The following is a 24,660-nucleotide window of genomic DNA, read 5'->3' as shown; positions in this document are numbered from 1 at the left end:
AGTGCCGGCGGCGGGCGGCAAGCTGCCCTCGATCGCCATCGGCACCAACTGCCCGAGCTGCGGCGTGGGGCTGATCGCAAGAGAGCTGCAAAAGCAGGTCTACGTCTGCCACTGCGGCCATCACTTCCGGCTCCATGCCGAGGCTTGGCTTGCGTTGCTGGCGGACGCCGGCACGTGGCAGGAGCGCTGGGCTGACATCCGAGGCCACGACCTGCTCGAGTGGCGGCTGCCGAAGTCCTATCAGCAGACCATCGACCAAGCCCTGCAGCAGGGCCTCAACGAATCTGTTAGGACGGGCACCGCCAAGCTGGCCGGGCACCCGCTCTGGCTCAGCGTCTTCGACTTCCGCTTCGTCGGGGGCACTCTCTCGATCGTGGCCGGGGAGCGCCTGGCCCGCGGGCTGGAGCAGGCCGCCCAGAGCGGGCTGCCGTACCTCCTCGTCACCGCCTCGGGCGGTGCCCGCATGCAGGAGGGTGTGCTGGCACTGATGCAGATGGCAAAGGTGAACGCGGCGGTGGGACGCCTGCACCAGGCAGGCGTGCCCTACTTCGTGCTGCTCACCGACCCCACGTTTGGCGGCGTGAGCGCTTCGCTCGCGCTGCTGGGCGATGTGAACCTGGCTGAACCTTCCGCTGCAATCGGGTTTACAGGGGCCCGGGTGATCAAGCAGGCGACGTACGCTGATCTTCCTGAGGGGTTTCAGAGCGCTGCCTTCCAGCTGCGCTCGGGCCAGGTCGACCAGGTCGTGCCGCGCACCGAGCTGCGAAGCCGCCTCGCCCGTTTGCTGGATTTGTACTCGCATGCAGGGAGAAGTTGAGCGTGGGGCAGCCGGACCGACACCAGGCAATTGAAGAGAAGAGCACTCGCTCGCTCCTCAGTGTCTGGGAGGTGGTGGAGCTGGCGCGCCACGCCAACCGCCCCTATTCTCTCGACTTCCTGCAGCGCTGGGCCCCTGACTTCGTCGAGCTGCACGGCGACCGGCTGACCGGCGACGATCCCGCCCTGGTGGCGGGGGTCGGCACCTGGCACGGCAGGACAGTGATGTTCATGGGCCATCAGAAGGGCCGGTCGCTGGCCGATCGGGTCAGCCGGAACTGGGGCATGATGCATCCAGAGGGCTACCGCAAGGCGCTGCGACTCGCCCGCCAAGCCGCGAAGTTCGGCTTTCCCATCGTGACTCTGATCGACACTCCGGGCGCCTACCCGGGCGCCAGCGCGGAGGAGCGCGGGATAGCATCGGCGATCGGAACGGCGATCCAGGAGTGGTTCCAGATCCCCGTCCCGGTCGTGTGCGCGGTCATCGGCGAGGGTGGCTCCGGTGGAGCCCTGGGCTTGGCGGTCGCCGACCGTGTGCTGATGCTGGAGAACGCCATCTACTCGGTCGCCTCGCCGGAATCAGCGGCCTCGATCGTCTGGCGGGATAACTCGCTCAAGGTGGAGGCGGCCGAGCAGCTCCAGATCACCTCCCGGGACCTGATCGCCATGGGTGTCGTGGAGGAGATAGTGCCCGAGCCGGGCGGCGCGGCGCACAGCAACCACGATGCCACGGCCCAGGTTTTGGGCGAAGCGATCTGGCGCAACTTGGAGCCGCTGCTGAAGCAGCGGCCGGGGGATCTTCTGCAGCACCGCTACGAGCGGTTCCGCTACATCGACTCGCTCGTCACCGCCCACCCCCAGTTCGGCCCCAAGGTCGAGCCACGGCTGGTTTCGTAGCAGCTGATGGCGCCGGCCGTCGCCGCTCGCGCCGCACTGGTCTTGTCGCCGCCGCTGGGCATCCTCGGCTGGATGGTGATCGGGCTCTTGGCCGGCGCCATCGCGGGCCGGCTGGTCAGGGGCCGCGGCTTTGGCTGCCTGCTTGACGTGATAGTCGGTGTCGCCGGCGCCGCCATCGGCGGCTTCCTGGTCAACCTCTTTTTGCCGGGGGACCAGACCTACGGCTTTGTGGCCAGTCTGGTGGTGGCGCTGCTCGGCGCAGTGGTGCTGCTGGCCCTCCTGCGGCTGGTGTTCGGCAGGAACCCTTCCCGCCGTACATAGCCTCCGAGTGAGGACCGGGGCTGTACCTACGCGGCGTTGAGCCGCTCGTCAGACACCACCACGCCGTCCTGCAGGCGCACCATGCGGTCGGTGCGGTGGGCGAGATCCAGGTCGTGGGTGACTATCACGAAAGTGACCCCCTCCTCGCGGTTCAGCCGCCGCATGAGCCCAAGCAGCTCGTCGGCAGTCTGGGTGTCGACGGCGCCGGTGGGCTCATCGGCCAGCACCAGAGCGGGCCGGTTCACCAGCGCCCGGGCGATGGCCACCCGCTGCTGCTGGCCTCCCGACAGCTGGTCAGGCCCGTGGCCCAAGCGCTCCTCCAGTCCGACCAACTCCAGCAGCTGCCGCGCCCGCTGCCGGCCCTCCCGGCGGTCGAGGCCGGCATACCTGCAGGCAAGCGTCACGTTCTCCAGCACATTCAGCGCCGGCAGCAGGTTGTACTCCTGGAAGATGAAACCGAGTCGCCGCCCGCGGAGGTCGGCACGCCGGCCATCGCTCAGCCGGGCGGTTTCGGTACCGTCCAGCAGGACGGTGCCGAAGCTCGGCCGCAGCAGCAGCCCAGTGAGGTCCAGCAGCGTGGTCTTGCCACTCCCCGAGCGGCCAATGATGGAGACGAAGTCACCGCTCTCGATCCGGAGATCGACGCCGTCCAGCGCGGAAATGATATGCGGTCCCTGCCGGTAGCGCTTAGTCAGGTTGACGAGCTCGATGGTGGCCATTTCAGTGCTCTCCTTTGGTCTGAATTTTCTGAATGCGGATGGTTAGAGGCTGCGCAGAGCGGTGACCGGATCGAGCCGGGCCGCCCGCAGCGCGGGCACGATGCCGGCCAGCGTCGCCATTCCGATTGCGAACCCGAGGGCGATAGCGGTGAGGCGAGGCGTGACCAGGAAGATGTCGAGGTTGCTGGACGCGCCCAGCACGTCGAGCAGTGTCGTCAGGCCCAGCCCGAGGGCGTAGCCGACCAGGCCGCCCAGGGCACCGATCACTGCCGCCTCCAGCATGTACTCGCGCATGATCTGGCCGGTGTGAGCGCCCACAGCCTTCTTGAGCCCGATCTCGCGGATCCGCTCGCTGACGGCCATGATCATCGTGTTCACCACCGAGAGTCCACCGATGATCAGCGCCAGGATGGCGGCGCCGGTGAAGACAGCTGTGAAAGTTGTGCTCGCGCTCTTGAAGCTCGCCACCAGCTCTGATGGCTTCTGCGCGTGGACGCCGGAAACCTGCGCGTTCACACGGTCAGCGATCGCATCCATCTGAGCCAGCGACGTGCCCTTGGCCGGGAAGACTGCGAAGCCCTGGGCCACTGTGTTCACGTCGATGGCCGAGCGGACCGTCGGCGAGAGAGTGTCGGCCAGCAGCAGCCGGGCGTCGGCGTCGCTGACGTAGCCGAAGGTGTCGGTCTGGCCGTTCTTGGTCAGGACGCCGACGACTTTGAAGGGATGGCTGACAAAGTCCTCCCGGGCCCCCGGGGGCTTGACCGGCAGCGCGACAGTATCGCCAGTCCGTGTGCCCAGGTCTCCGGCGATGGTTGGGCCCAGGACGATCTCCCCCTGCTGCCCGGGGGCGAGGTCTCGGCCGACGGCGAAGTTAGGTGCTGGCAGACCGTACTGCTCGGCGCCCGTCTGCTGGTTGGTGATCAGGTCGGGGGCGCCGAGCTGGATCGCCGAGCCGCCCGGCTTGGCAGGCACCTGATAAGTCGGGTGGACGGCGGCCACCCCCTGAACCCGGGCGATCTCCCCCTGCTTGGTGAGCGGCAGCAGGGCGCCCTGCTGCTCGGGGGGCGCCTGCACCGGGATGGTGGCGCCGGCGTAACGGACGCCGATGTCGAGCAGCGAGTTGAAGTGCTCGGCCAGAGAGCCCATGGTCGTCAGGGCGAAGATGCCGATGACTATCCCTGAGATCGTCAGCGTCGACCGCAGCTTGCGGCGGAGCAGGTTGCGAAAGATCTCTCTCACTGTGGTTCCTCCTGATGGTTTTGTCGGCATTTGGCGCCGCAACTCGAGCATCAGGGCTGACCGCTGTAACCGTCGTCCCCCCGCGGGATGGTTGTTCGTGTACTCCCTGGGTGGTAGTTGGATCAGACCCTGGGAGGACGACATCGATCGAGGGCGGCGGTACGATCGCGGCCGTGAACGCCTGGAGCACGGCGGCATCCCGCTGGCTGAGGCCGGCCGCCGCTGCGGCTGTCGCGCTGCTCGTCACGGTGCTGGGGACGGCGTTGGGCCCCACCCACCTCGGCCGGCCACTCGACGCCTTCGCGATCAGCCTGGCGGTGGTGGCCGCAGCCGTGGGCGCACTCGCCCGGCGCTGGCCGGTGGCGGCGCTGGCGACCTCGCTCTTGTGCACCCTGGCCTATTACTGGCTGGGCTACCCGACCGACAGCTCCTACTTCGTGGGCTTGTGGGTGACTGCCTACCTCTCAGGCACCGCCGGCGCCCGGCTGAGGTTTCTTGTCTTCGCCGTAGCCATCGTCATCCTGTTTCCGGCCGGCGCCTTGCTCCGCGGTCCTGTCGATCGCACCTCCGAGCTGTTCATCGCTCTCGGCGCTGTCGCCTGCCTGGCAGCGGGCCAGGCGGCGGCTGAGTGGCGGGCGCGAGCAGACAGCCGCGCTGATGAGACGCGCGAGGCGGAGGCGCTGCGCCGGATCGCCGAGGAGCGCCTGCGGATCGCCCGGGACCTCCACGACGTGGTCTCCCACAGCATCGCGATGATCAATGTCCAGGCGGGGGTGGCCGTGCACGTGATGGACCAGCGTCCGCAGGAGGCGCGCGCCGCTCTACTCGCGATCCGAGCCGCCAGCGGGGATGCGCTGCGCGACCTGAGGGGCATCCTGGGTTTGCTCCGGCAGACGGACGAGGCGGAACCGCTGGCGCCGGCGGTAGGTCTGGACCAGCTCTCCTCGCTTATCGAGTCGGTCCGGCGCGCCGGCGTGCAGGTCGAGCTGAGCCTCGACCAAGAGGCCGGCGCGCTGCCGGCTTCAGTGGATCTGACTGCCTACCGCATCATCCAGGAGGCGCTCACCAACGTGGTCCGCCACGCCCCCGGGGCCGGGGCCAGCGTAACAGTCAGGCGACACCCGGAGGCGGTCACCGTCGAGGTCAAGGACGACGGCGGCAGTGCACGAGACTCGGGCGCCGACGGCCGCCAGGGAGCCGGCCGGGGGCTGGCCGGCATGCGCGAGAGGGTGCGCGCAGCGGGCGGTTCACTGAAGACCGGCAGTTTGGCCGGCGGAGGCTTCGAGGTCAGCGCCTGGCTGCCGATCGGAGCCGCTGAGTGATACGCGTCCTGCTGGCGGACGACCAGGCTCTCGTTCGCGCCGGCTTTCGGGTCCTCCTCGAGAGCTCAGCTGGGATCGAGGTCGCGGCTGAGGCGGCCAACGGTGAGGAGGCGGTGGCTCTCGCCGCCCAGACAAGGCCTGACGTGGTCCTCATGGACATCCGCATGCCTTTGCTGGACGGGATCGAGGCGACTCGGCGGATTGTCGCCGACGCCGAGCTAGCGTCGGTCCGAGTGCTAATCCTGACTACGTTTGAAGCCGACGAGTACATCTTCGAGTCTCTCCGCGCAGGTGCCAGCGGCTTCGTGCTGAAGGACATCGAACCCCCCGATCTCTTGCAGGCCATCCATGTGGTCGCCTCGGGTGAGGCTCTCCTCTCTCCCACCGTCACCCGCCGTCTGATCTCCCAGTTCGCCGGCAGACCCGCCAGACCACGGGTGTCAGGCGGCGATTTGTCAAGCCTGACGGAGAGGGAGCGGGAGGTCCTGGCCCTGGTCGGCGGCGGCAAGAGCAACGACGAGATCGCCGCCCAGCTCTTCGTCAGCCCGGCCACCGTGAAGACGCACATCGGACGCGTGTTGTCGAAGCTATACGCGCGCGATCGGGCCCAGCTGGTGGTGGCCGCATACGAGAGCGGTCTGGTGGTGCCTGGCGATGGTCAATAGGTTTCAGCCATGACCTGCGCATTCGCGCGGGTCAGGCAGCCGGGGGCGGGCCGCGCTAATCTCGGGATCATGGCGGTCAGCCAACGAGCGGAATCCGGCCTTCAGGCGGGCGCAGCCAGGAGGGACGACCGCATCCAATCCCCTGCGGATTTGCGGGGGCAGATTCGCGCGGGCGATTTCCGGCGCACCACGGCCGGGCACTGCCCCGTGTACCACCAGGCCAACCTGGTCGTGCTGCCGGCGGCGGGCGCTGCCGAGTTTGCGGCGTTCTGCTCACGCAATCCGAAGCCGTGTCCGGTGCTGGAGATCCTGCCGCCGGGGGAATACGCTCCGGGCCGCTGCGCTACGGGTGCCGATTTGCGGACTGACGTTCCGGGCTACCGCGTCTACCGGGAGGGCCGGCTGGCCGAGAAGCGCCACGACTTGCGCCAAATCTGGCGGGACGACTTCGTCAGCTTCCTCCTCGGCTGCAGCTTCACGTTCGAGCACGCGCTGGCCGAGGCGGGTCTGCCGCTGCGTCATGTGGAACAAGGCACCACGGTCCCGATGTTCAGGTCCTCAATCCAGTGCCTTCCGGCAGGGTCTTATCAGGGCCCGATGGTGGTCACTTTCCGGCCGATGCCGGCCGAGCGGCTGAGCGACGTGCTGACGCTCTCGGCGCGCTATCCGCTCGCCCATGGCAGCCCGGTGCATGTCGGCGATCCGGCCGAGATCGGCATTCGCGACCTGGGGCGTCCGGACTATGGCGACCCGGTTCAGCTGCGGCCTGGCGAAGTGCCTGTCTTCTGGGCCTGCGGCGTGACCCCGCAGGCCGCGGCCCTGAAGAGTGCGCCCGAGCTGATGATCACGCACGAGCCGGGCTTCATGTTCGTCACCGACCTGCCTCGCGAGCTGAGCTGAGCCGGCGCAGGCGCCAGACATGAAGGTCAGCGGCGACCACAGCTTCAGCGCTGAGCGGAACAGGGTTTGGGCAGCTCTGCAGGATCCTCAAACCCTGGCCTCAACGCTGCCCGGCGTGAAGAGCCTGGAGGTCACGGCGCCCGACCGCTATGCCATCACAGCGGCGGTTGGCGTGGGTGCCGTGAAGGGCACGTACAGAGGCACTTTCGCAGCGGAGGACAAGGTGGAGCCGGAAGCCTGCGTGCTCCGCGGCTCGGGCCGAGGCTCCGGCGGGAATGTGGAAGTGGTTGCCTCGGTGCGGCTGGGCGAGCGCGATGGCGGCGGTACGTTCTTGAGGTACGACGCGGACGCGACGGTGACCGGTGCGCTGGCCGGGGTTGGCCAGCGGATGATCGTGGCCGCGTCGAGGCGCACCAGCGAGCAGTTCTTCGCGGCCCTCGATCGAGTGCTGACCGAGGGTCCGGCACAACAGCCGACGCACGTCCCCGCGGCGAGCACTTCTGGCGTTCCAGCCCCAGCCGGAGCGGTCTTCCGCCCCGCGGCGGCAGCAGCCGGCACCGACAACACGCGGTCTCTTCTGATCGGGCTGGGTGCCGGCTTCCTCCTAGCGCTCGTAGGCGTCGCGGTGGGGCGCCGCCTCGAACGCGGCTAGCTCGTGAACTACATCGATACGTTCATCGTTGTCGCGGAGGACTGCCCTGTTAGCCACAGCGTGGTACCCGAGTCCAAAGCAGACAGGAAAAAGTCGGTTGCCGTCATCCAGTACGAGCTGCTGGCTGAAAAGCCATACGAATTGACGCAGGAGGACGTGCTGTTCCAGACTCACGTCCTTCACAAGCAGGTGCCGGCCGACGAGCTGAAAGCTAGCGGGGCCCCGATGCGCGAGGAATTCTTCGCCCAGCCACAGCCCTGCCTTCGCACGTCGCCGCTCGCCCGGAAGTACGGCTGGGGTTTCCACTTCGACAGCGCGGGCAAGGTCGCGCTCTACCCGGTCGAATCATCCGAGTACCAGCAGTTCAGCTGCGAAGCGTCCCCCAGCCTCGGCCAACGTCTCAAGGCCTTCCGCTCCAGTCGCGGCTAGGCGATCGACCGTTATGGCTGGGCGTGGACCTGTGTCCCGCGCACTGGCTCACCGCAGAGACTCCTCGGCTGGACGCTGCAAGGGCGTGCCACCTCGGGGCGACCGGCCACGGCGGCAGCGACCAGCCCCCGAACTCGGACGGACGCCGGCTGGTCGCGGTGCCGGAGTCCGCTCGCGATTACAGCGGGAAGCCGGCTTCAAGCTGCGCCAGCGCCGCGTCCGTAGCCTCGACGAGATCCGCCTCTGGGTCGAGCAGCACTGCCATGATGACGCCGATCACCGCGCCGGCGAGAGCGCGAACCCCGATGTCTCGGGAGCTGCGGCCGGCTCGCTCGGCGACCAGCTCGCCGACCTGCAGGATCCCATCGAAGAGCTGCTCGAGAGCAGCGGACCGAAGCTCTGGTGCCGACTGGATCAAGAGCCAACGCTCCAGCTGTTCCGATTGCTCAGCCGCCGTGAGGCCGCCGAACACCGATCGGATGGCTGCGCGAAACGCTGCCACCGGCTGCGCGTCCGGGGGCTGCCCACGGAAGGCCTCCAACAGGAGCGGGTCGAGGTCGTCCCACAGGACCGCCGCCTCCTTGCTCGGAAAGTATCGAAAGAACGTGCTCTCGGAGATCTCAGCCGCCTCCGCGATCTGATTCACAGTGGTGGCCTCGTAGCCTTGGTCTCGAAAGAGGCGCAGCGCATGCCGCTGGATGGTGGCGCGCGTCTTCGCCTTCTTGCGCTCTCGCAGGCCCAGCGCCTGCGCGTCAGCCGGCGGCAAGCGGCTCCTCAGCAGGCGCTTCGGCTTGACTGGCGGTGGACGCGCGTTGCCCAGGCAGGAAGACGAGCGTGAGCGCCATACCGCTGGCTGCGATAGCTGCCGCGACCAGGAGAGCGGCGTCCATGCCGGCGACAAACGCACTGCGGACCGACTCGAGCAGGGCGCCGGAGCCGAGCCGGTCAGCCACCGCAATTCCACCGAAGACGCTTTCCCGGACCGCCGCCGCGGCGGCGGGGGGCAGGCCCTCGGCCGGGACTCGTGCTCGATAGGCAGAGCTGAGGACACTGCCCAGCACAGCCGAGCCGAAGGGACCGCCGGTCTTCTGGAGCGCCTGCATAACTGCGGAGCCGACCCCGCTTCGCTCCTGGGGAAGCTGGGACAGCGCTCCAGACGCGGCTGTGGCCAGGGCCAGACCTGTGCCGGCCCCCACCAGCGCCAGCCAGAGCCCTACGAATCCGGTGCCAGAGGACAGCCCGGTGGTCGCTCCCAACAGCAGCCCAGCCGCCAGGACGGCGAACCCGATTGCCACCGCCACCTTGGCGCCCACCAGCCGGGCCGCCCGGTCGGCCGGCACGGCGCCGATCAACATCCCGCCGATGAGCGGCAGCAGCCGCAGCCCTGAGCCCATGGCGTCGGCTCCCACCACACCCTGGAAATATTGGGGCATCGTGAAGAGCACGCCTATCAAGCCCAGAGCCCCGATGGCGTTGAGCACCACACCCCAAGTGAACGACGCGGACCGAAAGAGAGAGACGTCGATCAACGGCCTACCCACCGGATCGTTGGTCAGTCGATTCTCCCAGAGGAAAAAACCGACCAGGAGCAGCACGCCGCCGGCAATGGGGAGGATCGTGGCGGCCTGCGCCCAGCCGTCCCGCCCGCCCTGGATAAGGCCGTACGTCAGCGCGACAAGCCCGGCGCTCGAGGCCAGGATGCCTACCGGGTCCAGGCTGGGGCGCTCCGCGGCGCGAGACTCGGGCATCAGGGCGAAGGCGGCGATCAGTCCAATCACAGCCACCGGCACGTTCATCAGAAACACCCAACCCCACCAATAGTGCGTCAGGAGCCAGCCACCCAAGATTGGTCCCAGCGGCAGTGCGAGGAAATTGGCCGCCGCCCAGATCCCGACCGCGCGCGGCCGCTCCTCTTGGCTAAACAGGCCTGTCAGCGCAGAAAGCGCCATCACTACAAGGCCGGCGCCGGCGAGTCCGAGGACGGCCCGAGCGGCGATAAAGGCCGCCGGCGAGGGCGCGTAGGCACACGCCACCGAGCCGGCTCCAAACATGGCCAGGGATGCCAGGAGCACCCTCTTGCGACCCCAGCGGTCGCCCAACAGCCCAGCCGGAAGCATCGCCGCCGCCAGCACCAGCAGGTATCCGGAGGAGAACCATTGGAGGTCCGACTCGGAGGCCCTCAGGGCAGCGGCTAGTGTGGGCAACGCCACGCTCAAGACGGTGCCATCAAGACCGATCGCGAGAACGGCCAACACCAGTGCGCCGAGCGCGCACCAGCGGCGCGGGTCCTTGGTCAACATGGCAGTCACCTCCAATTGAATGGAACTATCATTATAGAGAGACTGTTAAAATTGCAAGAGGTGGACATTGGAGGTTCGGCTGACATCGCAGAGCGTCCGAAAGCAAAGACCCGCACCGATTCCGCCAAACCGGTCATCATCTCTCTCACCAGACATGACGACGAGCCCTGAGGAAATCGCTCCCGGCGTCTACCGGATTGACGCCTTCAGCATCTCAAACGCGATCAACGTCTTCGCCCTCAGCGGTGAGCACGGCTGGACGCTTGTCGACACTGGCATTCCAAGCAGCCCGAAGCGGATTCAGGCGGCGCTGACCAGCCTGGGTATCGCACCGGCCCACCTGACCCGCATCTATCTCACACACCATCACCAGGACCACATCGGAGGAATTCCAGGGATGCGCACCTGGGCGCCACAGGCAGAGATCGTGGCGCCTGAGCACGAGGCGGAGATCATTGGTGGGGAGCAGCCCCTGGACCCATCCAGCAACCGCATCCTCCGCAGCCTGCAGAGATGGAACAAGCTGCCCACCGCTCCCGTCGGCCGGCCGTTACGCGAAGGAGAGGTGGTGGCAGGGTTCAGGCTCATCGCGACACCTGGACACACACTGGGACACACTTCACTGCTCTCCGACGAACACGGGCTCTTGCTCACGGCCGATGCCTTCGGTGCGATGCCGCGGAAGCTTCGCGTCGGAGTCCGGAGGGAACTCTGCACCGATCCGGTGATGGCTAAGCGCTCAGCCGAGAAGCTTCTGGCGGAGCACTACGAGACTGTGGTTGTCAGCCACGGACCCGTTTTGAGAGCCAACGCGAAGCGGCGACTGACCGAGATCGTCGAGCAGTGTGACTACGCGTAGTCGGAAGGAAGTTCCCTTGAAGGCCTAGCAGCGCGTGGGAGCTCGACCCGTCAGGTGCCCTGGGACGTTCGACCGCGGTTACGATAGCCAGCGGTAGAGGTTCGCGCCTGAGAGGAGGTTCCGGAGATGGCGGTGAGAGAGCAGCTGTTGAGGCCCGAGGCTGACGTCGTCTATCCGGAGGAGAGGCTGCCCTGGCCGCAGACCATCCTGATGGGCCTACAGCACGTCATGGCGATGTTCGGCGCCACAGTACTGGTGCCGCTCATCTTGGGCTTCAACCCCAACACTGTGATCTTCTTCAGCGGCATCGCCACGCTGCTCTTCATAGTCATCACCAACCGGCAGGTGCCCAGCTACCTCGGCTCCTCCTTCGGCTTCCTCGGCTCGGTGCTCGCCATCCAGGGCGGCTCCCACGGCAACCACGATCTGGCCTTCGGCGGCATCATCATCGCGGGCGCCGTGTACCTCCTCATCGGCATCGTGGTTCAGCTGTTGGGCGCCAACTTCATCCGCTTCCTCATGCCCCCGGTGGTGACCGGCACCGTCGTCGCAGTGATCGGCATCGCCCTGGCCCAGGCGGCCTGGGCCAACTACAAGACCGAGCTCGTAACGGCCACCATCACTGTGCTGGCGGCAGCGCTGGCGTCGGTCTATCTGCGTGGTTTCCCGCGCATGCTGCCTGTGTTGATAGGTGTCGTCGTCGGCTATGTGGCCAGCGGCGTCGATCAGCTCGCCGGGGGCTACTGCGCCACCGCGACCGCCGGCTGCCACATCAACACCGGCGCCATCAGCAGCGCAGCCTGGTTGGGTCTGCCGACTTTCAGCTTCCCGCCCAAGTTCGATGCCCGCTCCTTCAGCCTCTTCTGGTGGATCCCGATCATCCTGGTGGCCGAGAACACAGGCCACGTGCTGGCCATCAGCGGCATCATGAAGCGCGATCTGAGCGGCATGCTCGGCCGGACCTTCATCGGCGACGCCGTCGGCACGATCGTGAGCGGCCTCTTCGGCGGTACGGGCGAGACCACTTACGCGGAGAACATCGGCGTCATGGGCGTGACGCGGGTGTTCTCGATCTGGATCTTCATAATCGCAGCGGTGACGGCGATCCTGCTCGGCTTCATCCCCAAGTTCGGCGGGGTGGTGCTGAGCATCCCCCTCAGCGTGCTGGGCGGCATCGAGCTCTACCTTTTCGGGCTGATCGCAGTCATCGGCGGCAAGATCTGGGTTGACGCACGAGTCGACTTCTCGAAACGAGCGAACCTCGTGGTGGTCGCCATTCCGCTCATCCTGGCCGCGGGCAACGCCGATCTCAAGATCGGCGACTTCGAGATCAACAACCTCGGCCTGGGAGCGCTCAGCGCGATCATCCTCTGGCAGCTGCTCAGGATCGGTCATCTCCGCGAAGGCGGCACTGAGGGCAGCCTGACCGGCTCCGCCACCCCGGTGGCCGTTGCTCCCCTGACGGCTCCGGCGAGAGCCGCCAATGACAGGCCCAATGCCCGGCGCAATCAGCCGAACCGCAACCGGCGCCGCTAGCCGTCACCGGGCTTGAAGCCGGCGCCCTTCGCCTATCACCGACCCGGCTCCCGCGAGGAGGTGGACCAGCTCCTGGCGCAGCTCGGTTCGGAAGCGAAGATCCTGGCCGGCGGCCAGAGCCTCATCCCCATCCTCAACATGCGGCTGGCGAGCTTTGGCCATCTCATTGACCTGAACCATCTCGCCGGCGAGCCGGCGGAGCCGGCGGTCGCCGGTGACGAGCTCGTTCTGGGACCGCTGGTCAGGCAAGCGGCCGCATTGGAATCGGCGCTGGTGGCCGAGGTGATTCCCCTCTTGAGTCAGGCGCTGCGCCACGTCGCCCATCCCGCGATCAGGAGCCGGGGCACAGTCGTGGGCAGCGTGGTCCACGGGGATCCGGCCGCCGAGCTGCCGGCAGCCGTCGCGCTCCTGGCGGGCAGCGTCCGAGCGCGAAGCCGGCGGGGCACCCGCCCAATCCTTGCCGCCGAGCTCTGGACGGGGGCGCTGGAGAACACGCTCGCTGAAGACGAGTGGGTGGACGAGCTGCGGCTGCCAGTGCGTAAAGCAGATGAAGGTTTTGCATTCGAGGAGTTCGCCCGGCGAAGCGGCGACTACGCCATCTGCGGGGTGGCCGCGCGGGTCCGCGCCGCTGACGGAGAGCTCAAGGCTGCCGTGGCCTACCTGGGCATGGGTGGGCTGGGCCACGTGCATGCCCTGCCACCCGTGGCTGCGGAGGAGATCGACGGCCCCGGCCTGCACTCAGCGCTGACCGAGGCGGTGGCCGAACTCGATCCGGGCGACGATCTCCACGCCAGCGCGCGCTATCGCCGCTGGCTGGCGCTGGAACTGGGCCTGAGCTGCGTCAGCAGAGCCGCTGAGCGGGCTTTGAAATGAGCGTGCCCGTGCGATCGGAGCTGCAGCGAGTCACGCTGACCGTGAACGGCGCAGCCCAAGAGCTCGAAGTTGAGCCGCGCTGGCTGCTCTCCGACGTGCTCCGCCACCAGCTCGGCCTGACGGGGACCCATGTGGGCTGCGAGCACGGCGTCTGTGGCTGCTGCACTATCTTGGCCGGCGGCCGGCCGGCGCGCTCCTGTCTCATGTTCGCGCTTCAGGCTGAAGGACTCGAGATCCAAACTGTTGAGGGCCTCGCGTCTGCCGATGGCACTCTGCATCCCCTGCAGGAGGCTTTCCGGCGGCACCACGGCCTCCAGTGCGGCTTCTGCACGCCTGGGTTTCTGATGGCTGCCCTTCCCTTCTATCGGACTGCCGAAGGCATGAGCGATCAGGAGCTGCGGGAGGCTCTGGCGGGCCAGCTCTGCCGCTGCACAGGCTATGCAGGCATCCTGCAGGCTGTCCGGACCGCGTCCAGCATTGCGCGCGAGCGCGGCCAAGCTTGACCACCAAACTCTTCGGCGAGAGGGTTGAGCGGCGCGAGGATGGTCGACTCCTGACCGGCGCCGGCCGCTTCACCGACGACTTGGCGCACGACGCAGCGCAGGCGGCGTTCGTGCGCAGCGACTTCGCCCACGCGCGCATTTGTGACATCGACGTGTCGGGCGCCCTGGACGTGGCAGGCGTCCTTGGCGTCTACACCTATGACGATCTTCAAGGCGGTTTTGCCGAACGGCTGCCGCTGCTCATTCCCCACCGGGATCTGAAGTCGCCGCGAACTCAGTACGCGCTGGCCCGAAATGAGGTCTGCTACGCCGGCGAGGTGGTTGCCATGGTGGTGGCCAGAGATCGCTACATCGCCGAGGACGCCGCGCAGGCGATCCGGATCGAGTACGAGCCGCTGCCAGTGGTGGTGGACCTGGAGCAGGCGGTGGCCGTCGGCAGCCCGCTGACCCACTCTGACGCTGCTGACAACGTAGCCGCGCACGTGAGCGAGATGAAGGGCGATGTTGATGGAGTGCTGGGCTCGGCGCCCCATGTGTTCAAATGGCGGTTCCGGCCCGAGCGGAGCGCCTCCATGCCAATGGAAGGCAGGGCTGTGTTCGCCCGCTACGACAGTGGTCAGGACACCATCGAGGTGTACGACTCGACTCAGGCGCCGACCGGGATCCGCGCCGGCTTAGCGGAGCTGTTCGAGCTGGATTGGGACCGCGTTCACGTGATCGCGCCGGACGTCGGTGGCGGCTTCGGCGTCAAGGTCATGCAGTTCTATCCAGAGGAAGTTTTGGTGCCGTGGGCCTCGCGCCAGCTCGGGATGCCCGTCAAGTGGACCGAGGACAGGCGCGAGCACTTCATCGGCTCCAACCAGGAGCGCGGGCAGATCCATGACGTTCGAGTGGGCGTGGACGCTGAGGGCCGGATCCTGACTCTGGACGTCCGCTTCCTGCACGACACAGGCGCCTACTGTCCCTACGGGCTGATAGTGCCGATCATCACCGCAGCCCAGCTGCCAGGTCCCTACCGGCTTGCCAACTATCGCTATTCGTTCTGGTCGGTCTTCACCAACACGGTGCCGGTTTCCCCCTATCGCGGCGCCGGCCGCCCCCAGGCGGTATTCGTCATGGAACGCGTGATCGAGCGGGTGGCCCATGAGCTGGGGCTGGACAGCCTGGAGGTCAGGCGGCGAAACTTCATCCAGCCCGACCAATTTCCCTACGACGTGGGCGTCAGCTGGCAGGACGGCGGCCCCACCGTCTACGACTCCGGCGACTATCCCGGCGGCTTCCAGCTGCTGCTGGATTCGCTCGGCCTGGACGGAGCCCGCCAGCAGCAGGCGGAAGCCCGGGCGGAAGGGCGGCTGGTCGGGTTGGGCGTGGGCTGTTACGTCGAGGGCACAGGCATCGGCCCTTACGAGGGCGCCACCATCGCGATCCTGCCAGACGGCACTGTCAGCGCGGCTACCGGTCTCTCCACGCAGGGCCAGGGCCACGAGACGATCTTTGCCCAGATAGTCGCCGACGAGCTCGGCGTACCCCTGGAGCGGATCAGCGTCACCACCGGTGACACGCGCCGGATCGGCTTTGGCGTCGGCACTTTCGCCAGCCGTAGCGCCGTCGTCGCCGGGCACGCGATGCTCAGGGCCGCTCGCTCCCTGCGAGAACAGACAGCCAAGCTCGCCTCCACCACGCTGGAGGTGGCGGTCGAAGACCTGGTCTTCGAGGCTGGGGCTGTTCACGTGCGCGGCGTGCCTGAGAAGAGCGTGCCGCTCGGGCGGCTGACGCTGGTCTCCAACCCGCTGCGCTATGCCTACGGCCGTGACGCCCGGTTCGCCGCCGAGCTGGCGCAGCGCGCCTATGCGAAGGCGGATCGTCCCCTACCCGAAGGATCGCGGCCAGGACTGTCGGCGCTTGAGTACTACAGCCCCGCCGCCGGAGTCTTCGGTTTTGGCATGCACGCGGCGCTGGTCGAGGTCGACCGCCGGACCTGCAATCTGAAAATCCTGCGCTACGTGATAGTTCACGACTGCGGCAGGATCATCAATCCGCTGATTGTTGACGGTCAGGTCCTGGGCGGGCTGGCCCAGGGCATCGGGGGCGCCTTCTACGAGCGCATCCACTACTCGCCTGAGGGCCAGATCCAGAACGCGAGCTTCATGGACTTCCTGATCCCCTACGCAACCGAGATTCCGCCTGTCGAGCTGCACCACCTGGAGACCCCCTCCCCACGCAACGAGCTGGGCGTCAAGGGAGTTGGCGAAGCCGGCACGATCCCGGTTCCGGCCGTGATCGCCAACGGGCTGAGCGACGCGTTGGGAGTGCCCATCGACCACGTCCCACTCTCGCCCGAAGAGCTTTTCCAGATCCTGCATCGGGAGCCGGCCTGATGGCCGACCTCGTCAGCGTTCGGCGCGACACCTACTTCGACTCGGTTGCGTTGATGCTGGTCTCGCGCGACGCCGCCGCGGTTGGAGGAGTCGATCAGGCCTCTGCGGTGGCGGCCACTCCCCTCAACCTGGAGCTGCTGCAGGGCCAGGCCTTCTCGCTCCCGGAAGACCTGGGACCGAACGATCTGGTGATCGCAATCAGGGCGGAGACAGAGGCAGCTGCCCAGGCGGCGCTGGCGGCCGTCGAAGGCAGCCTGGCCGAGCAGCGGCGGAGCGCCCCAGTCGGCCGCGCGTTGGCGCCGGCGCGATCGCTGCGCTCGGCGGCGCGCCGTCATCCGGATCTGTCGCTTGCGTTCATCTCGGTGCCCGGCCGGTTCGCCGCTTATGAGGCCGCTCAGGCCCTGCAGGCGGGCCTGCATGTCTTCTGTTTTTCCGACGGCGTGAGCATCCAGGACGAGGTGGCATTGAAGCAACGCGCCACCGAACTGGGTCTGCTGTTCATGGGGCCCGACTGCGGCACCGCCATCATCGATGGAGTCGGCCTCGGCTTCGCTAATGCGGTGCAGCGGGGACCGGTGGCGGTGGTCGGCGCCTCCGGCACGGGCATCCAGGAGCTGACCTGCCTGCTCGACGCAGCCGGCGTCGGCATCTCCCACGCCATCGGCGTGGGCGGCCGGGACCTGAAGCGCGAGGTGGGCGGTCTCATGACCCTGGCGGCGCTGAAGCTGCTGGCTGAGGACGTCGAGACGAAGGTGATAGTCGTGGTTTCGAAGCCGCCCGATCCGGCGGTGGCAGGCAGGGTGCAGACGGCCGCCGCGGAAACCGGCAAGCCTGTGGTGATGGCGCTGCCCGGTCTGACGAGTTCCCTGTCCGAGGCAGCCGGAGTTCGCCTGGCTGGGACGCTGGAGGCAGGGGCAAGACTTGCTGCCGAACTGGCTGGCGGCGAAGGCTGGGCCACAGAGGAGCCGCCAGTAGCTGCCACGCCAGGCCTGATCCGCGGTCTCTTCTCGGGCGGGACGCTCTGCACTGAGGCGATGACTGTTGTGGCCCAGGCCGGGCAGGTGGTGCATTCGAACATCCCGCTGCGCCCGGAATGGCGCCTGGCTGACAGCCGCACCAGCGAAGGCCACTGCTTCGTCGACTTTGGCGACGACGAGCTGACCCAGGGCCGGGCGCATCCGATGATCGACCCCAGCCTGCGGAATGAGCGGTTCCAGCGGGAGGCGGCCGATCCGGCTGTGGGCGTGTTGGTGCTCGACGTCGTGCTGGGCTACGGCGCGGATGCAGACCCCGCCGAGCTGACTCGGCTCATGCGGCGGGCGCTGGCGGATCGACCGGGCCGGCTCACCGTCTGCATTTCGCTCTGCGGCGCCACCGACGACCCGCAGAGCTTGGAGGCCCAGGCGACGCAGCTCCGGCAGGCCGGGGCGGTGGTGACTCGCAGCGCGGCAGCGGCGGCGCGGGCAGCGCTCCTCGCGGCCGGTTTGAAATGAACGCGGCAGAGGGAGGCGGCATCTTGGGCCGCCCGCTGCAGGTTGCCAACGCAGGCGTCGAGCTCTTCGCCGACACGCTCAGCCAGCAGGGTGTGCCGGTGGAGCGGATCGAGTGGCTGCCAGCTGCTGCGGGCAGCGAGGGAACCCTGGCCCGACTGGCGGCGCAGGAAGCTCGCATCGCCAAGGCCAACGACGAAGCCGTCCGCCGGATGCAGGAGGCGAAACCGATGCTCATCGGCGTCGGCCGGGCCGGTGAACTGGTGCCCGACCTTGACCGCCACACTCTGCTCCATGCGGGTCCGCCGATCGATTGGCCGGACATGTCGGGGCCGCTCCGGGGAGCGGTGCTGGGAGCGATCATCTACGAAGGCTTGGCCGACGACCCCGAGACGGCGGAGCGACTGGCCGGATCGGGCGCACTGCGGTTCGCCCCCTGCCATGAACGCGGCGCAGTCGGGCCCATGGCCGGAGTGGTGAGCGCCTCCATGCCCATGTGGATAGTCGAGAACGTGAGCCACGGCAACGTCGCCTACTGCACTTTCAACGAAGGTCTGGGCAAGGTGCTCCGCTACGGCGCTTTCGACACCGAGGTGCAGGAGCGGCTGCACTGGCTGGCCGACGGCCTGGCGCCAGTGATGTCCGCCGCGCTGGCCCGCCTGGGCCCGCTCGATCTACGCAGCCTCATCGCGCAGGCTCTGCAGATGGGCGACGAGGGCCACAACCGCAACCGCGCCTGCACCTCGCTCTTCCTGCGCCATCTGGCGCCGCTGCTGCCGGAACTTACGCTGCCCTCGGCCCAGCTGGCCCGGGCGGCTGCCTTCATAGCGGCGAACGATCACTTCACGCTCAACCTCACGATGCCTGCCGGGAAGGCGACTGCCGACGCCGCGGCAGGCGTCGAGGCCAGCTCCATAGTGGTAGCAATGGCGCGCAACGGCACCGAGTTCGGAATCCGCGTGACAGGAACTGGTGAGCGCTGGTTCACCGGGCCGGCTGGGGTGGTCGAGGGCCTCTACCTACCAGGCTTCGGCCCCGAAGACGCCAACCGCGACATCGGCGACAGCACGATCACCGAGACCATCGGCCTGGGTGGCTTCGCGATGGCGGCCGCGCCGGCCATTGTCAGCTTCGTGGGAGGCCGACCGGAGGATGCGGTCAGCGCCACCGAGAGCATGTACGAGATCTGCTGGGCCGAGAGCGCCCACTATCAGATTCCCGCACTCTCTTTCCGAGGTACTCCGCTGGGCATCGACTGCCGCGAAGTGGTGCATACAGGCGTCCTGCCCTTCGTCAACACGGGCATCGCCAGCCGCAAGCCGGGCGTGGGCCAGGTGGGCGCCGGGCTGGTGAAGCCGCCGCTTCAGGCGTTCGCGGCCGCCACCGCCGCCCTGGCCGGGGAACTCGACTGAGCGCGGCTGCGCCCGTCCGCTACCGCGCGGAGCGAGTGGCGCGACCCGTTCACGATCTCCTCGTTCGGCCAGGTACCGGCCGGATGCTGGGGGCAGGCAGGACCTCGGCGTACTTCGCCGTGGACGGGTTCGTCATCGCGCTGACCACCGCCGGCGTGCCGCTTCTGCCCAACGCGATCAGGTTGGCCGCCCGCGAGGCCGATCTGAGCGGGGTGCCGCACGGCAGCCGGGTGCGCTTCGAGCCCGGCCAGATCCGGGCCGAAGGCCTCAGCGTCGATTGGGACGCAGAGCAACCGCCATCCTGGGAGCCGCTGCTGTCCGGCTCGTCGCCGGAGGACCGGCTGAAGGTGCTGAACAGGGCCCAGGCGCTGGGCGAGCTGGCCGGTGCGATCGACCTGGAGCTGCTGGCTGGCAACGCGGCGGTGGCGGCGCTCTGGCGGGCGGTCGCCGCAGAGGATGGAACCGCGCTCGTTCGAGCGGCGGCAAAGCTGATTGGACGCGGCCCCGGTCTCACGCCGGAGGGCGATGACCTGCTCGTGGGCACGGTGGCCACGACACTGGCCTGGGCGCTGGCCCTCGGCCGGAGCCGGCAGCGCCTCTGGCTATCTCAGCTGCTACCAGATGATCTGCGCCAGCGCACGACGGCGATTTCCGCCACGCTCCTGGAGCTCGCCCTGGCTGGCTGCCTCCCGGAACCGCTGGCCACTGTGCTGGACGTCAACTCCCCTGACGATCACTGGCGGGGCGCCTGGGCGCAGCTGCTGCGGCTCGGCCACAGCACCGGCCGGGCTGTGGCGCTGGCAGCGGCCAGCACCGGCACTGCCCTGTGCGCAGCGTCGGCACCTAGGAACGGAACTTTGGGTGAGGTGACAATCGGCGGCTCCGAACCCCCTCGACGGGCAGCCTGAAGCATGCCCGACGACTGCCACCTACTTGCCGTCTTCGCAGCGTCCCTTGCCTTCCCGGGCAGCCCCCAGGGCCTCCCACGCCTCTCGGCCGATGAAGAAGAGCAGTACTAGGGCTCCCACGTACTGGGCCCACCACCAGCCCAGAACAGTGGTCAGTGCGACCCCAACGAGGGTTGCGCCCGCCGTGTAAGCGCAGGTGATGGACTCGGCGATGTCCGCCCGGAGGGCCGAGCTCTGGATCGTGCGATTGGCAGCCCGCTTTCTCCAGACCAACAGGGGCATGACGATGATCGCGGCGCCACTTATGCCCAAACCTGCCCAGGAACCGTCTGGTCTGAAGCGAAGCAGGAGTCCGATGATCGTGGTCGCGGCCAAGTAGGCGAAAAGCAGGATGAGTAGGATCGCCGAGATCCAGATTGCGCGCTTCTCAACGCGCTCGACGCGCTTAAAATCTGCGCCGCGGGCTTCGGCTGAGAGCCTCCAGAGCAGTGTGGCACCGCTGATCAGCTCGATGGTGCTGTCCAGCCCAAAGGCAGTGAGCAGCACGCTCCGAGCCAGGATGCCCGCGCCGATGGCGACTGCCGCCTCCAGCAGCATCCAGACGATGGTGAAGACCTCGAGCCCGACGGCTTGACCGACCGCGGCACGGCGCTGAACGGTCGCGCTCATCTCCTAAGCCAGCCGAATCAGCAGATCACCCTCGCGTCACGCCGCCAGCCAGCGGTTGACCAGATTCACCGAGGGCTTGCCGAAGTTCGGCGAGGGCACCTGGAACCATGCGGTAGTAGACCCAGTTGGCCCGTCGCTCCCTCGCCAGCACACCCGACTCGAAGAGCACTCGAAGGTGGTGGCTGACAGTCGGCTGAGAGAGGCCGAGCACCTCGGTCAGGTGGCAGACGCACGCCTCGCGGTCAGGCTGGGCCTGGATCAGGCTGACGATGCGGAGCCTGGCAGGTTCGGCCAGCACTCGCAGCGCGGCGGCCAGGCGGTCGGCTCCAGCCTCATCCAGTGGGGTTCCGGAGAGCAGAGGAGCGCAGTCGAGAACCGTGAGGCGGCGGGTCGGAAGCTCTTCGGGTGGCATTGAAGTTCCTCAATATTGACAGGGATGAATGCTGTCTGTCAGGATGGATGAATCGATGGCAGTCAATATTGCCTGCAGAGGAGGCCGTTCACGTGAGTGAGATCTTCGATCCGATCACTCAGCATCAGATGCGGCGAGAGGCCCAACGCCTACACGAAGAGTTCCGGGGCATCTTCTCCAAGGAGACCATCGAGCGCTACATCGCCGAGTCGACTGACGCCGTGAGCGACGCTCGCGTCCACAACTTCACGCCGATCTTTATGTGGAGATTCACGCGTGAGCGGCTGCGCGCTCTCGCACAAACCAGGGGTGAGATGAAGAAGGAAGTCCCCGAGGTTCTATTCGTGTGCGTCCACAACGCCGGCCGCAGCCAGATGGCGGCCGGATTGCTTTCTCACCATGCTCAGGGGCGCGTGCATGTTCGCTCCGCGGGGAGTACTCCGGCCAACGAGGTCAACCCGGCGGCGGTCGAGGCGATGAGGGAGATCGGCATAGACCTATCTCAAGAGTTTCCCAAGCCGCTCACTGACGAGTTCGTGACCGCCGCGGACGTGGTCATCACGATGGGCTGTGGCGATGCCTGCCCGATCTACCCCGGCAAGCGCTACGAAGACTGGGAACTCGAGGACCCGGCCGGCAAGAGTCTGACAGAGGTCCGCCGAATTCGAGACCACATCGACCAGCGAGTCACAGACCTCCTGGCCCAACTGGTAGAGGCGCCGCAGCTCAGCTGAGAGCAGCCGGAGTGCCGCCTCAAGGCTGAGCCAGCCAGCGGCTTGCGGCCTCTGATCGCCGCACTGCCGATAGCGCTTCGGCGCCGGCCGCCATCCATCGGTGCGGGAACTCGGCCGGTTGGCTCAGCTGCTGACGAACGGGGCCTGCCGCGGATGTCCGACTGAGGTCGCCTCGTCGACCGTCAGCGCTGCCACATCGCCCCGCGTGGCCCGCATTCCCATCTTGCTTCCGTCCAGGCTCACCTGGCGGCGCTCTGTCGCCGGCCCGTCGACGATCCGGGTCGGCCGCACAGCCGTCCAATCGACGGGGCTCGCGCTCAGCACCTCGTACTCGCGCCGCTTGGCCTCCACCAGGCCCCGCGCCAGCAGGCCGACAAAGCCTCCAGCGAGCACATGCACGAGAGGCTTGTGGTCGCCGGGCAGGGTGATTCCGGCGCCCGAGATGGCGACGATGCGGCGCACCCCGTGCTCCTCCATGGCGCGCAGGATGTTGCGCATCGCCTCAGCCAGGAAATCGGCTCCCTGCTTCTCCCCCCGCCGCGGACCCAGGGTGCTGATCACCGCCTCGCAGCCCTCGATCGTTGCGGCCACCGCCGCCGCGTCCCGCACGTCGCCGGGAACCACTGTGACTCGCTCGCGGTTGGCCTTCAGCCCGGACGGGCCACGAGCCAGCATCCTCACCTCGTGGCCGCGAGCGAGCGCCTCATCGACCACTGCCGAGCCGGCGAAGCCGGTACCTCCGAAGACCGCGAGCCTCATTGCCAGCGCCCATATTGACGGATCGTCGAATACATTTGGGTGCGGGTTAGACGATGTCCTGGCGGCGGAGCAGGAGAGCGCTGAGCAGAGTGGCGCCGGCCACGAAGGCCAGCAGCACAACCGCCGCCTGACCTCCGGAAACCAGCGGCTGCGGCTGGTTGGCGAAGCGGACTGCTTGGCCGAATGACTCGGTGAGCGCCGTCGCGTTGGGCCCGGGGAAGAACTTCTGCAGGGTGTCGACCACGCTTGAGTGCGTTTGGCGCAACAGCGAGAAGACCAGTGCCTCGATGACGAGGATGTAGGCAAGGCCCAAGCCAATCGCCAGCGCCGACTGCCGGAAGAGGAAGGCCAGCAGCACGCCAAACGCCGCACCCCAGCCCAACATCAGCCAGGAGGCGAGCAGCGCTTTGCCGATGTCGATCGGATCCGGCCACTGCAGCGCAGCTCCGTCCGCCAGGCCGAGCGCAGCGCTCGTTGCGGCGGCCCCGGCGGCACATGCTAGCACGTAGACGACCAGCAGGATCCCGATCACCGCCAGCTTGGCGGCTAGGGCGCTGAGCCGGCCCGGGCCCTGCGTCAGCATTGTCTTGAGCGTTCCCCAGCCATACTCGCTGCCCACCGCGAGCACGCCCAGAATGAGGGCCATGACTTCGCCCAGGGAGCTGGACAGCGAGAGGAACTGGCGGTGGAAGTTCTGCGGGTAGTAGGTTCGCAGGAGGTCCGCCTTGGTCACGCCCGGTCCAAGATTGACGCTCGCTGGAATTGAGCGCGTCGAGAACCAGCTCAGCACGTAGACCAGCAGTACCAACAAGAGGAAGAGGATGGCGAGCAGGATCCAGACAGCCGGCCGCTTCCAGAGCTTCAGCCACTCCGACCTCAGCGCCCCTGTCACGGCTGGGCACCCACGGGCCCGGTCAGCTGCAGGAAGACGTCCTCCAAGGAGCGCTCGGCCGAGCGCAGCTGCCAGACCCCAATGCCTGCCGAGACCAGCCAGTGATTTATCTCGGCCGCCCGCTGCGGCTCAACATCAACTATCAGCTCACCGTTCACGAGGCGGACCTTATCGCCGAGCCGTTGGGAGAGCAGCCCCAGTGCCTGCGCTGCCGGCTGAGCCACAATCAGAAGCGACGTCCCACCCCTGATCTCGTCGACCGTCCCTTCCTTGATGAGCTTGCCTCCGTGGATGACACCCACCCGATCGCAGATCTGTTGAACCTCGCCCAGTAGATGACTGGAGAGGAGGACGGTCCGCTGGCCCTGACGCAGCTGCCGGATGAGTTCGCGCATCTCCACCATTCCCTGTGGGTCGAGCCCGTTTGAGGGCTCGTCCAGGATGAGGAGATCGGGCTCCTTGAGGAGCGCGGCTCCGACGCCCAGCCGCTGCTTCATGCCCAGCGAGTAGGTCTTGAACTTGTCCTTCCCGCGCGGCAGGAGGCCCACCTCGTCCAGCGCCGCATCAACCCGCGATTCAGGTGCGCCAGTGGCACGAGCGGCGGCGCGCAGGTTGTCGCGACCCGACAGGTAGGGATAGAAGGCGGGGCTCTCCACCAGGCAGCCGATCCTGGCCAGCCCGATCGGATCGCCCGGCGTGTGGCCGGCGACAACGGCCTGACCGGCGGTAGGGCGAATCAACCCGACCAGCATCTTGAGGGTTGTGGTCTTGCCGGCCCCGTTAGGGCCCAGGAAACCGTAGACCTCACCCTTCCGTACCCGCAGCTCCAGCCGGTCGACTGCCAGCACGTGGGCGCTGAAGCGTTTGGTCAAGCCGCTGGTCGCAATCGGATATTCCAGCTCGGCCACTGCCGCCACGATAAACCAGTCAACGTGTGCGAAGTCGTGCCGGTCACAGAGGACAGAGTCACCTTTC

26 protein-coding genes are annotated in these 24,660 nt (G+C 67.6%); 17 read left to right on the top strand and 9 right to left on the bottom strand.

Features of this window, described 5'->3' with window-relative positions:
• The first annotated feature begins 1 nt into the window (after position 1).
• Genes ACR2MZ_RS02930 through ACR2MZ_RS02920 form a run of 3 tightly spaced genes read left to right on the top strand, consistent with a single transcriptional unit; the run spans position 2 to position 2,034 of the window.
• Entirely contained in the window at positions 2–817 is an 816-nt protein-coding gene (locus tag ACR2MZ_RS02930; RefSeq protein ID WP_434003581.1) for an acetyl-CoA carboxylase carboxyltransferase subunit beta, read from the top strand.
• Positions 818–819: 2 nt separating this feature from the next.
• Positions 820–1,713, top strand: a complete 894-nt coding sequence (locus ACR2MZ_RS02925) for an acetyl-CoA carboxylase carboxyltransferase subunit alpha (protein WP_434003570.1) — start codon at positions 820–822, stop codon at positions 1,711–1,713.
• A gap of 6 nt (positions 1,714–1,719) precedes the next feature.
• Positions 1,720–2,034, top strand: coding sequence for a GlsB/YeaQ/YmgE family stress response membrane protein (locus ACR2MZ_RS02920; RefSeq protein ID WP_434003569.1), 315 nt, complete (start codon positions 1,720–1,722; stop codon positions 2,032–2,034).
• Between the two features lie 26 nt (positions 2,035–2,060).
• On the opposite strand, the gene ACR2MZ_RS02915 is transcribed toward ACR2MZ_RS02920, so the two are convergent.
• Positions 2,061–2,753 (bottom strand): ABC transporter ATP-binding protein, encoded by a 693-nt coding sequence (locus ACR2MZ_RS02915; RefSeq protein WP_434003568.1) that lies wholly within the window; start codon positions 2,751–2,753, stop codon positions 2,061–2,063.
• A 42-nt stretch (positions 2,754–2,795) separates the two neighbouring features.
• Positions 2,796–3,992: an ABC transporter permease gene (locus ACR2MZ_RS02910; protein ID WP_434003567.1), complete on the bottom strand. Its 1,197-nt coding sequence runs from the start codon at positions 3,990–3,992 to the stop codon at positions 2,796–2,798.
• 173 nt (positions 3,993–4,165) lie between these two features.
• Here ACR2MZ_RS02910 and ACR2MZ_RS02905 point away from each other — a divergent pair, with 173 nt between their 5' ends.
• From ACR2MZ_RS02905 to ACR2MZ_RS02885, 5 genes are all read left to right on the top strand, one after another.
• Entirely contained in the window at positions 4,166–5,314 is a 1,149-nt protein-coding gene (locus ACR2MZ_RS02905) for a sensor histidine kinase (protein WP_434003566.1), read from the top strand.
• On the top strand, positions 5,311–5,979 hold the full coding sequence (locus tag ACR2MZ_RS02900) for a response regulator (protein ID WP_434003565.1): 669 nt from the start codon (positions 5,311–5,313) through the stop codon (positions 5,977–5,979). Before ACR2MZ_RS02905 ends, ACR2MZ_RS02900 begins: the two co-directional genes overlap by 4 nt.
• Positions 5,980–6,048: 69 nt before the next feature.
• Positions 6,049–6,879 carry a putative hydro-lyase gene (locus ACR2MZ_RS02895; RefSeq protein ID WP_434003564.1) on the top strand — a complete coding sequence of 277 codons (831 nt, stop codon included), beginning with the start codon at positions 6,049–6,051 and terminating at the stop codon, positions 6,877–6,879.
• A 19-nt stretch (positions 6,880–6,898) separates the two neighbouring features.
• Positions 6,899–7,531: an SRPBCC family protein gene (locus ACR2MZ_RS02890; protein WP_434003563.1), complete on the top strand. Its 633-nt coding sequence runs from the start codon at positions 6,899–6,901 to the stop codon at positions 7,529–7,531.
• 3 nt (positions 7,532–7,534) lie between these two features.
• Complete coding sequence (locus tag ACR2MZ_RS02885) at positions 7,535–7,960, top strand: DUF6157 family protein (protein ID WP_434003562.1); 426 nt, start codon at positions 7,535–7,537, stop codon at positions 7,958–7,960.
• 178 nt (positions 7,961–8,138) lie between these two features.
• Here the strand turns inward: ACR2MZ_RS02885 and ACR2MZ_RS02880 are convergent, their stop codons facing one another.
• Together ACR2MZ_RS02880 and ACR2MZ_RS02875 are read right to left on the bottom strand one after the other, a co-directional pair.
• Positions 8,139–8,726: an acyl-CoA-like ligand-binding transcription factor gene (locus tag ACR2MZ_RS02880; protein WP_434003561.1), complete on the bottom strand. Its 588-nt coding sequence runs from the start codon at positions 8,724–8,726 to the stop codon at positions 8,139–8,141.
• Positions 8,713–10,260, bottom strand: a complete 1,548-nt coding sequence (locus tag ACR2MZ_RS02875; RefSeq protein WP_434003560.1) for a DHA2 family efflux MFS transporter permease subunit — start codon at positions 10,258–10,260, stop codon at positions 8,713–8,715. Before ACR2MZ_RS02875 ends, ACR2MZ_RS02880 begins: the two co-directional genes overlap by 14 nt.
• 154 nt (positions 10,261–10,414) lie before the next feature.
• Here ACR2MZ_RS02875 and ACR2MZ_RS02870 point away from each other — a divergent pair, with 154 nt between their 5' ends.
• The 8 genes from ACR2MZ_RS02870 (at position 10,415) to ACR2MZ_RS02835 (ending at position 20,219) form a co-directional block, all read left to right on the top strand.
• Positions 10,415–11,119, top strand: a complete 705-nt coding sequence (locus ACR2MZ_RS02870) for an MBL fold metallo-hydrolase (protein ID WP_434003559.1) — start codon at positions 10,415–10,417, stop codon at positions 11,117–11,119.
• Between the two features lie 126 nt (positions 11,120–11,245).
• Positions 11,246–12,655, top strand: a complete 1,410-nt coding sequence (locus ACR2MZ_RS02865; protein WP_434003558.1) for a uracil-xanthine permease family protein — start codon at positions 11,246–11,248, stop codon at positions 12,653–12,655.
• Between the two features lie 12 nt (positions 12,656–12,667).
• Positions 12,668–13,528, top strand: a complete 861-nt coding sequence (locus ACR2MZ_RS02860; RefSeq protein ID WP_434003557.1) for an FAD binding domain-containing protein — start codon at positions 12,668–12,670, stop codon at positions 13,526–13,528.
• A complete protein-coding gene (locus ACR2MZ_RS02855; protein ID WP_434003556.1) occupies positions 13,525–14,031 on the top strand; it encodes a (2Fe-2S)-binding protein in 507 nt (168 codons plus the stop codon). The genes ACR2MZ_RS02860 and ACR2MZ_RS02855 overlap by 4 nt, the downstream gene beginning before the upstream one ends.
• On the top strand, positions 14,028–16,409 hold the full coding sequence (gene cutA / locus ACR2MZ_RS02850) for an aerobic carbon-monoxide dehydrogenase large subunit (RefSeq protein WP_434003555.1): 2,382 nt from the start codon (positions 14,028–14,030) through the stop codon (positions 16,407–16,409). Before ACR2MZ_RS02855 ends, cutA begins: the two co-directional genes overlap by 4 nt.
• Positions 16,409–17,902 (top strand): acyl-CoA synthetase FdrA, encoded by a 1,494-nt coding sequence (gene fdrA / locus ACR2MZ_RS02845; RefSeq protein WP_434003554.1) that lies wholly within the window; start codon positions 16,409–16,411, stop codon positions 17,900–17,902. The genes cutA and fdrA overlap by 1 nt, the downstream gene beginning before the upstream one ends.
• A complete protein-coding gene (locus ACR2MZ_RS02840) occupies positions 17,899–19,311 on the top strand; it encodes a YlbE family protein (RefSeq protein ID WP_434003553.1) in 1,413 nt (470 codons plus the stop codon). The genes fdrA and ACR2MZ_RS02840 overlap by 4 nt, the downstream gene beginning before the upstream one ends.
• Before the next feature lie 35 nt (positions 19,312–19,346).
• On the top strand, positions 19,347–20,219 hold the full coding sequence (locus ACR2MZ_RS02835) for an oxamate carbamoyltransferase subunit AllH family protein (RefSeq protein ID WP_434003552.1): 873 nt from the start codon (positions 19,347–19,349) through the stop codon (positions 20,217–20,219).
• 21 nt (positions 20,220–20,240) lie between these two features.
• Here the strand turns inward: ACR2MZ_RS02835 and ACR2MZ_RS02830 are convergent, their stop codons facing one another.
• Positions 20,241–20,888: a cation efflux transmembrane domain-containing protein gene (locus ACR2MZ_RS02830; RefSeq protein ID WP_434003551.1), complete on the bottom strand. Its 648-nt coding sequence runs from the start codon at positions 20,886–20,888 to the stop codon at positions 20,241–20,243.
• 25 nt (positions 20,889–20,913) lie between these two features.
• Positions 20,914–21,300, bottom strand: coding sequence for an ArsR/SmtB family transcription factor (locus ACR2MZ_RS02825; RefSeq protein ID WP_434003550.1), 387 nt, complete (start codon positions 21,298–21,300; stop codon positions 20,914–20,916).
• A 128-nt stretch (positions 21,301–21,428) separates the two neighbouring features.
• Here ACR2MZ_RS02825 and ACR2MZ_RS02820 point away from each other — a divergent pair, with 128 nt between their 5' ends.
• A complete protein-coding gene (locus ACR2MZ_RS02820) occupies positions 21,429–22,034 on the top strand; it encodes an arsenate reductase ArsC (RefSeq protein WP_434003580.1) in 606 nt (201 codons plus the stop codon).
• Between the two features lie 123 nt (positions 22,035–22,157).
• Here the strand turns inward: ACR2MZ_RS02820 and ACR2MZ_RS02815 are convergent, their stop codons facing one another.
• The 3 genes from ACR2MZ_RS02815 to ACR2MZ_RS02805 are packed head-to-tail and all read right to left on the bottom strand — an operon-like array spanning position 22,158 to position 24,593.
• Positions 22,158–22,793: an NAD(P)-dependent oxidoreductase gene (locus ACR2MZ_RS02815; protein ID WP_434003549.1), complete on the bottom strand. Its 636-nt coding sequence runs from the start codon at positions 22,791–22,793 to the stop codon at positions 22,158–22,160.
• A 46-nt stretch (positions 22,794–22,839) separates the two neighbouring features.
• The gene (locus ACR2MZ_RS02810; protein WP_434003548.1) at positions 22,840–23,685 is read right to left on the bottom strand and encodes an ABC transporter permease; all 846 of its coding nucleotides are present in this window, start codon (positions 23,683–23,685) and stop codon (positions 22,840–22,842) included.
• On the bottom strand, positions 23,682–24,593 hold the full coding sequence (locus ACR2MZ_RS02805) for an ATP-binding cassette domain-containing protein (protein ID WP_434003547.1): 912 nt from the start codon (positions 24,591–24,593) through the stop codon (positions 23,682–23,684). The genes ACR2MZ_RS02810 and ACR2MZ_RS02805 overlap by 4 nt, the downstream gene beginning before the upstream one ends.
• Positions 24,594–24,660: the final 67 nt, after the last annotated feature.

It is taken from the genome of Candidatus Dormiibacter sp., from assembly GCF_050999135.1.
Lineage (GTDB): Bacteria > Chloroflexota > Dormibacteria > Dormibacterales > Dormibacteraceae > Dormiibacter > Dormiibacter spiritus.
Note: the sequence above shows the minus strand (reverse complement) of the source record. Positions and strands in the feature narration are given on the sequence as shown.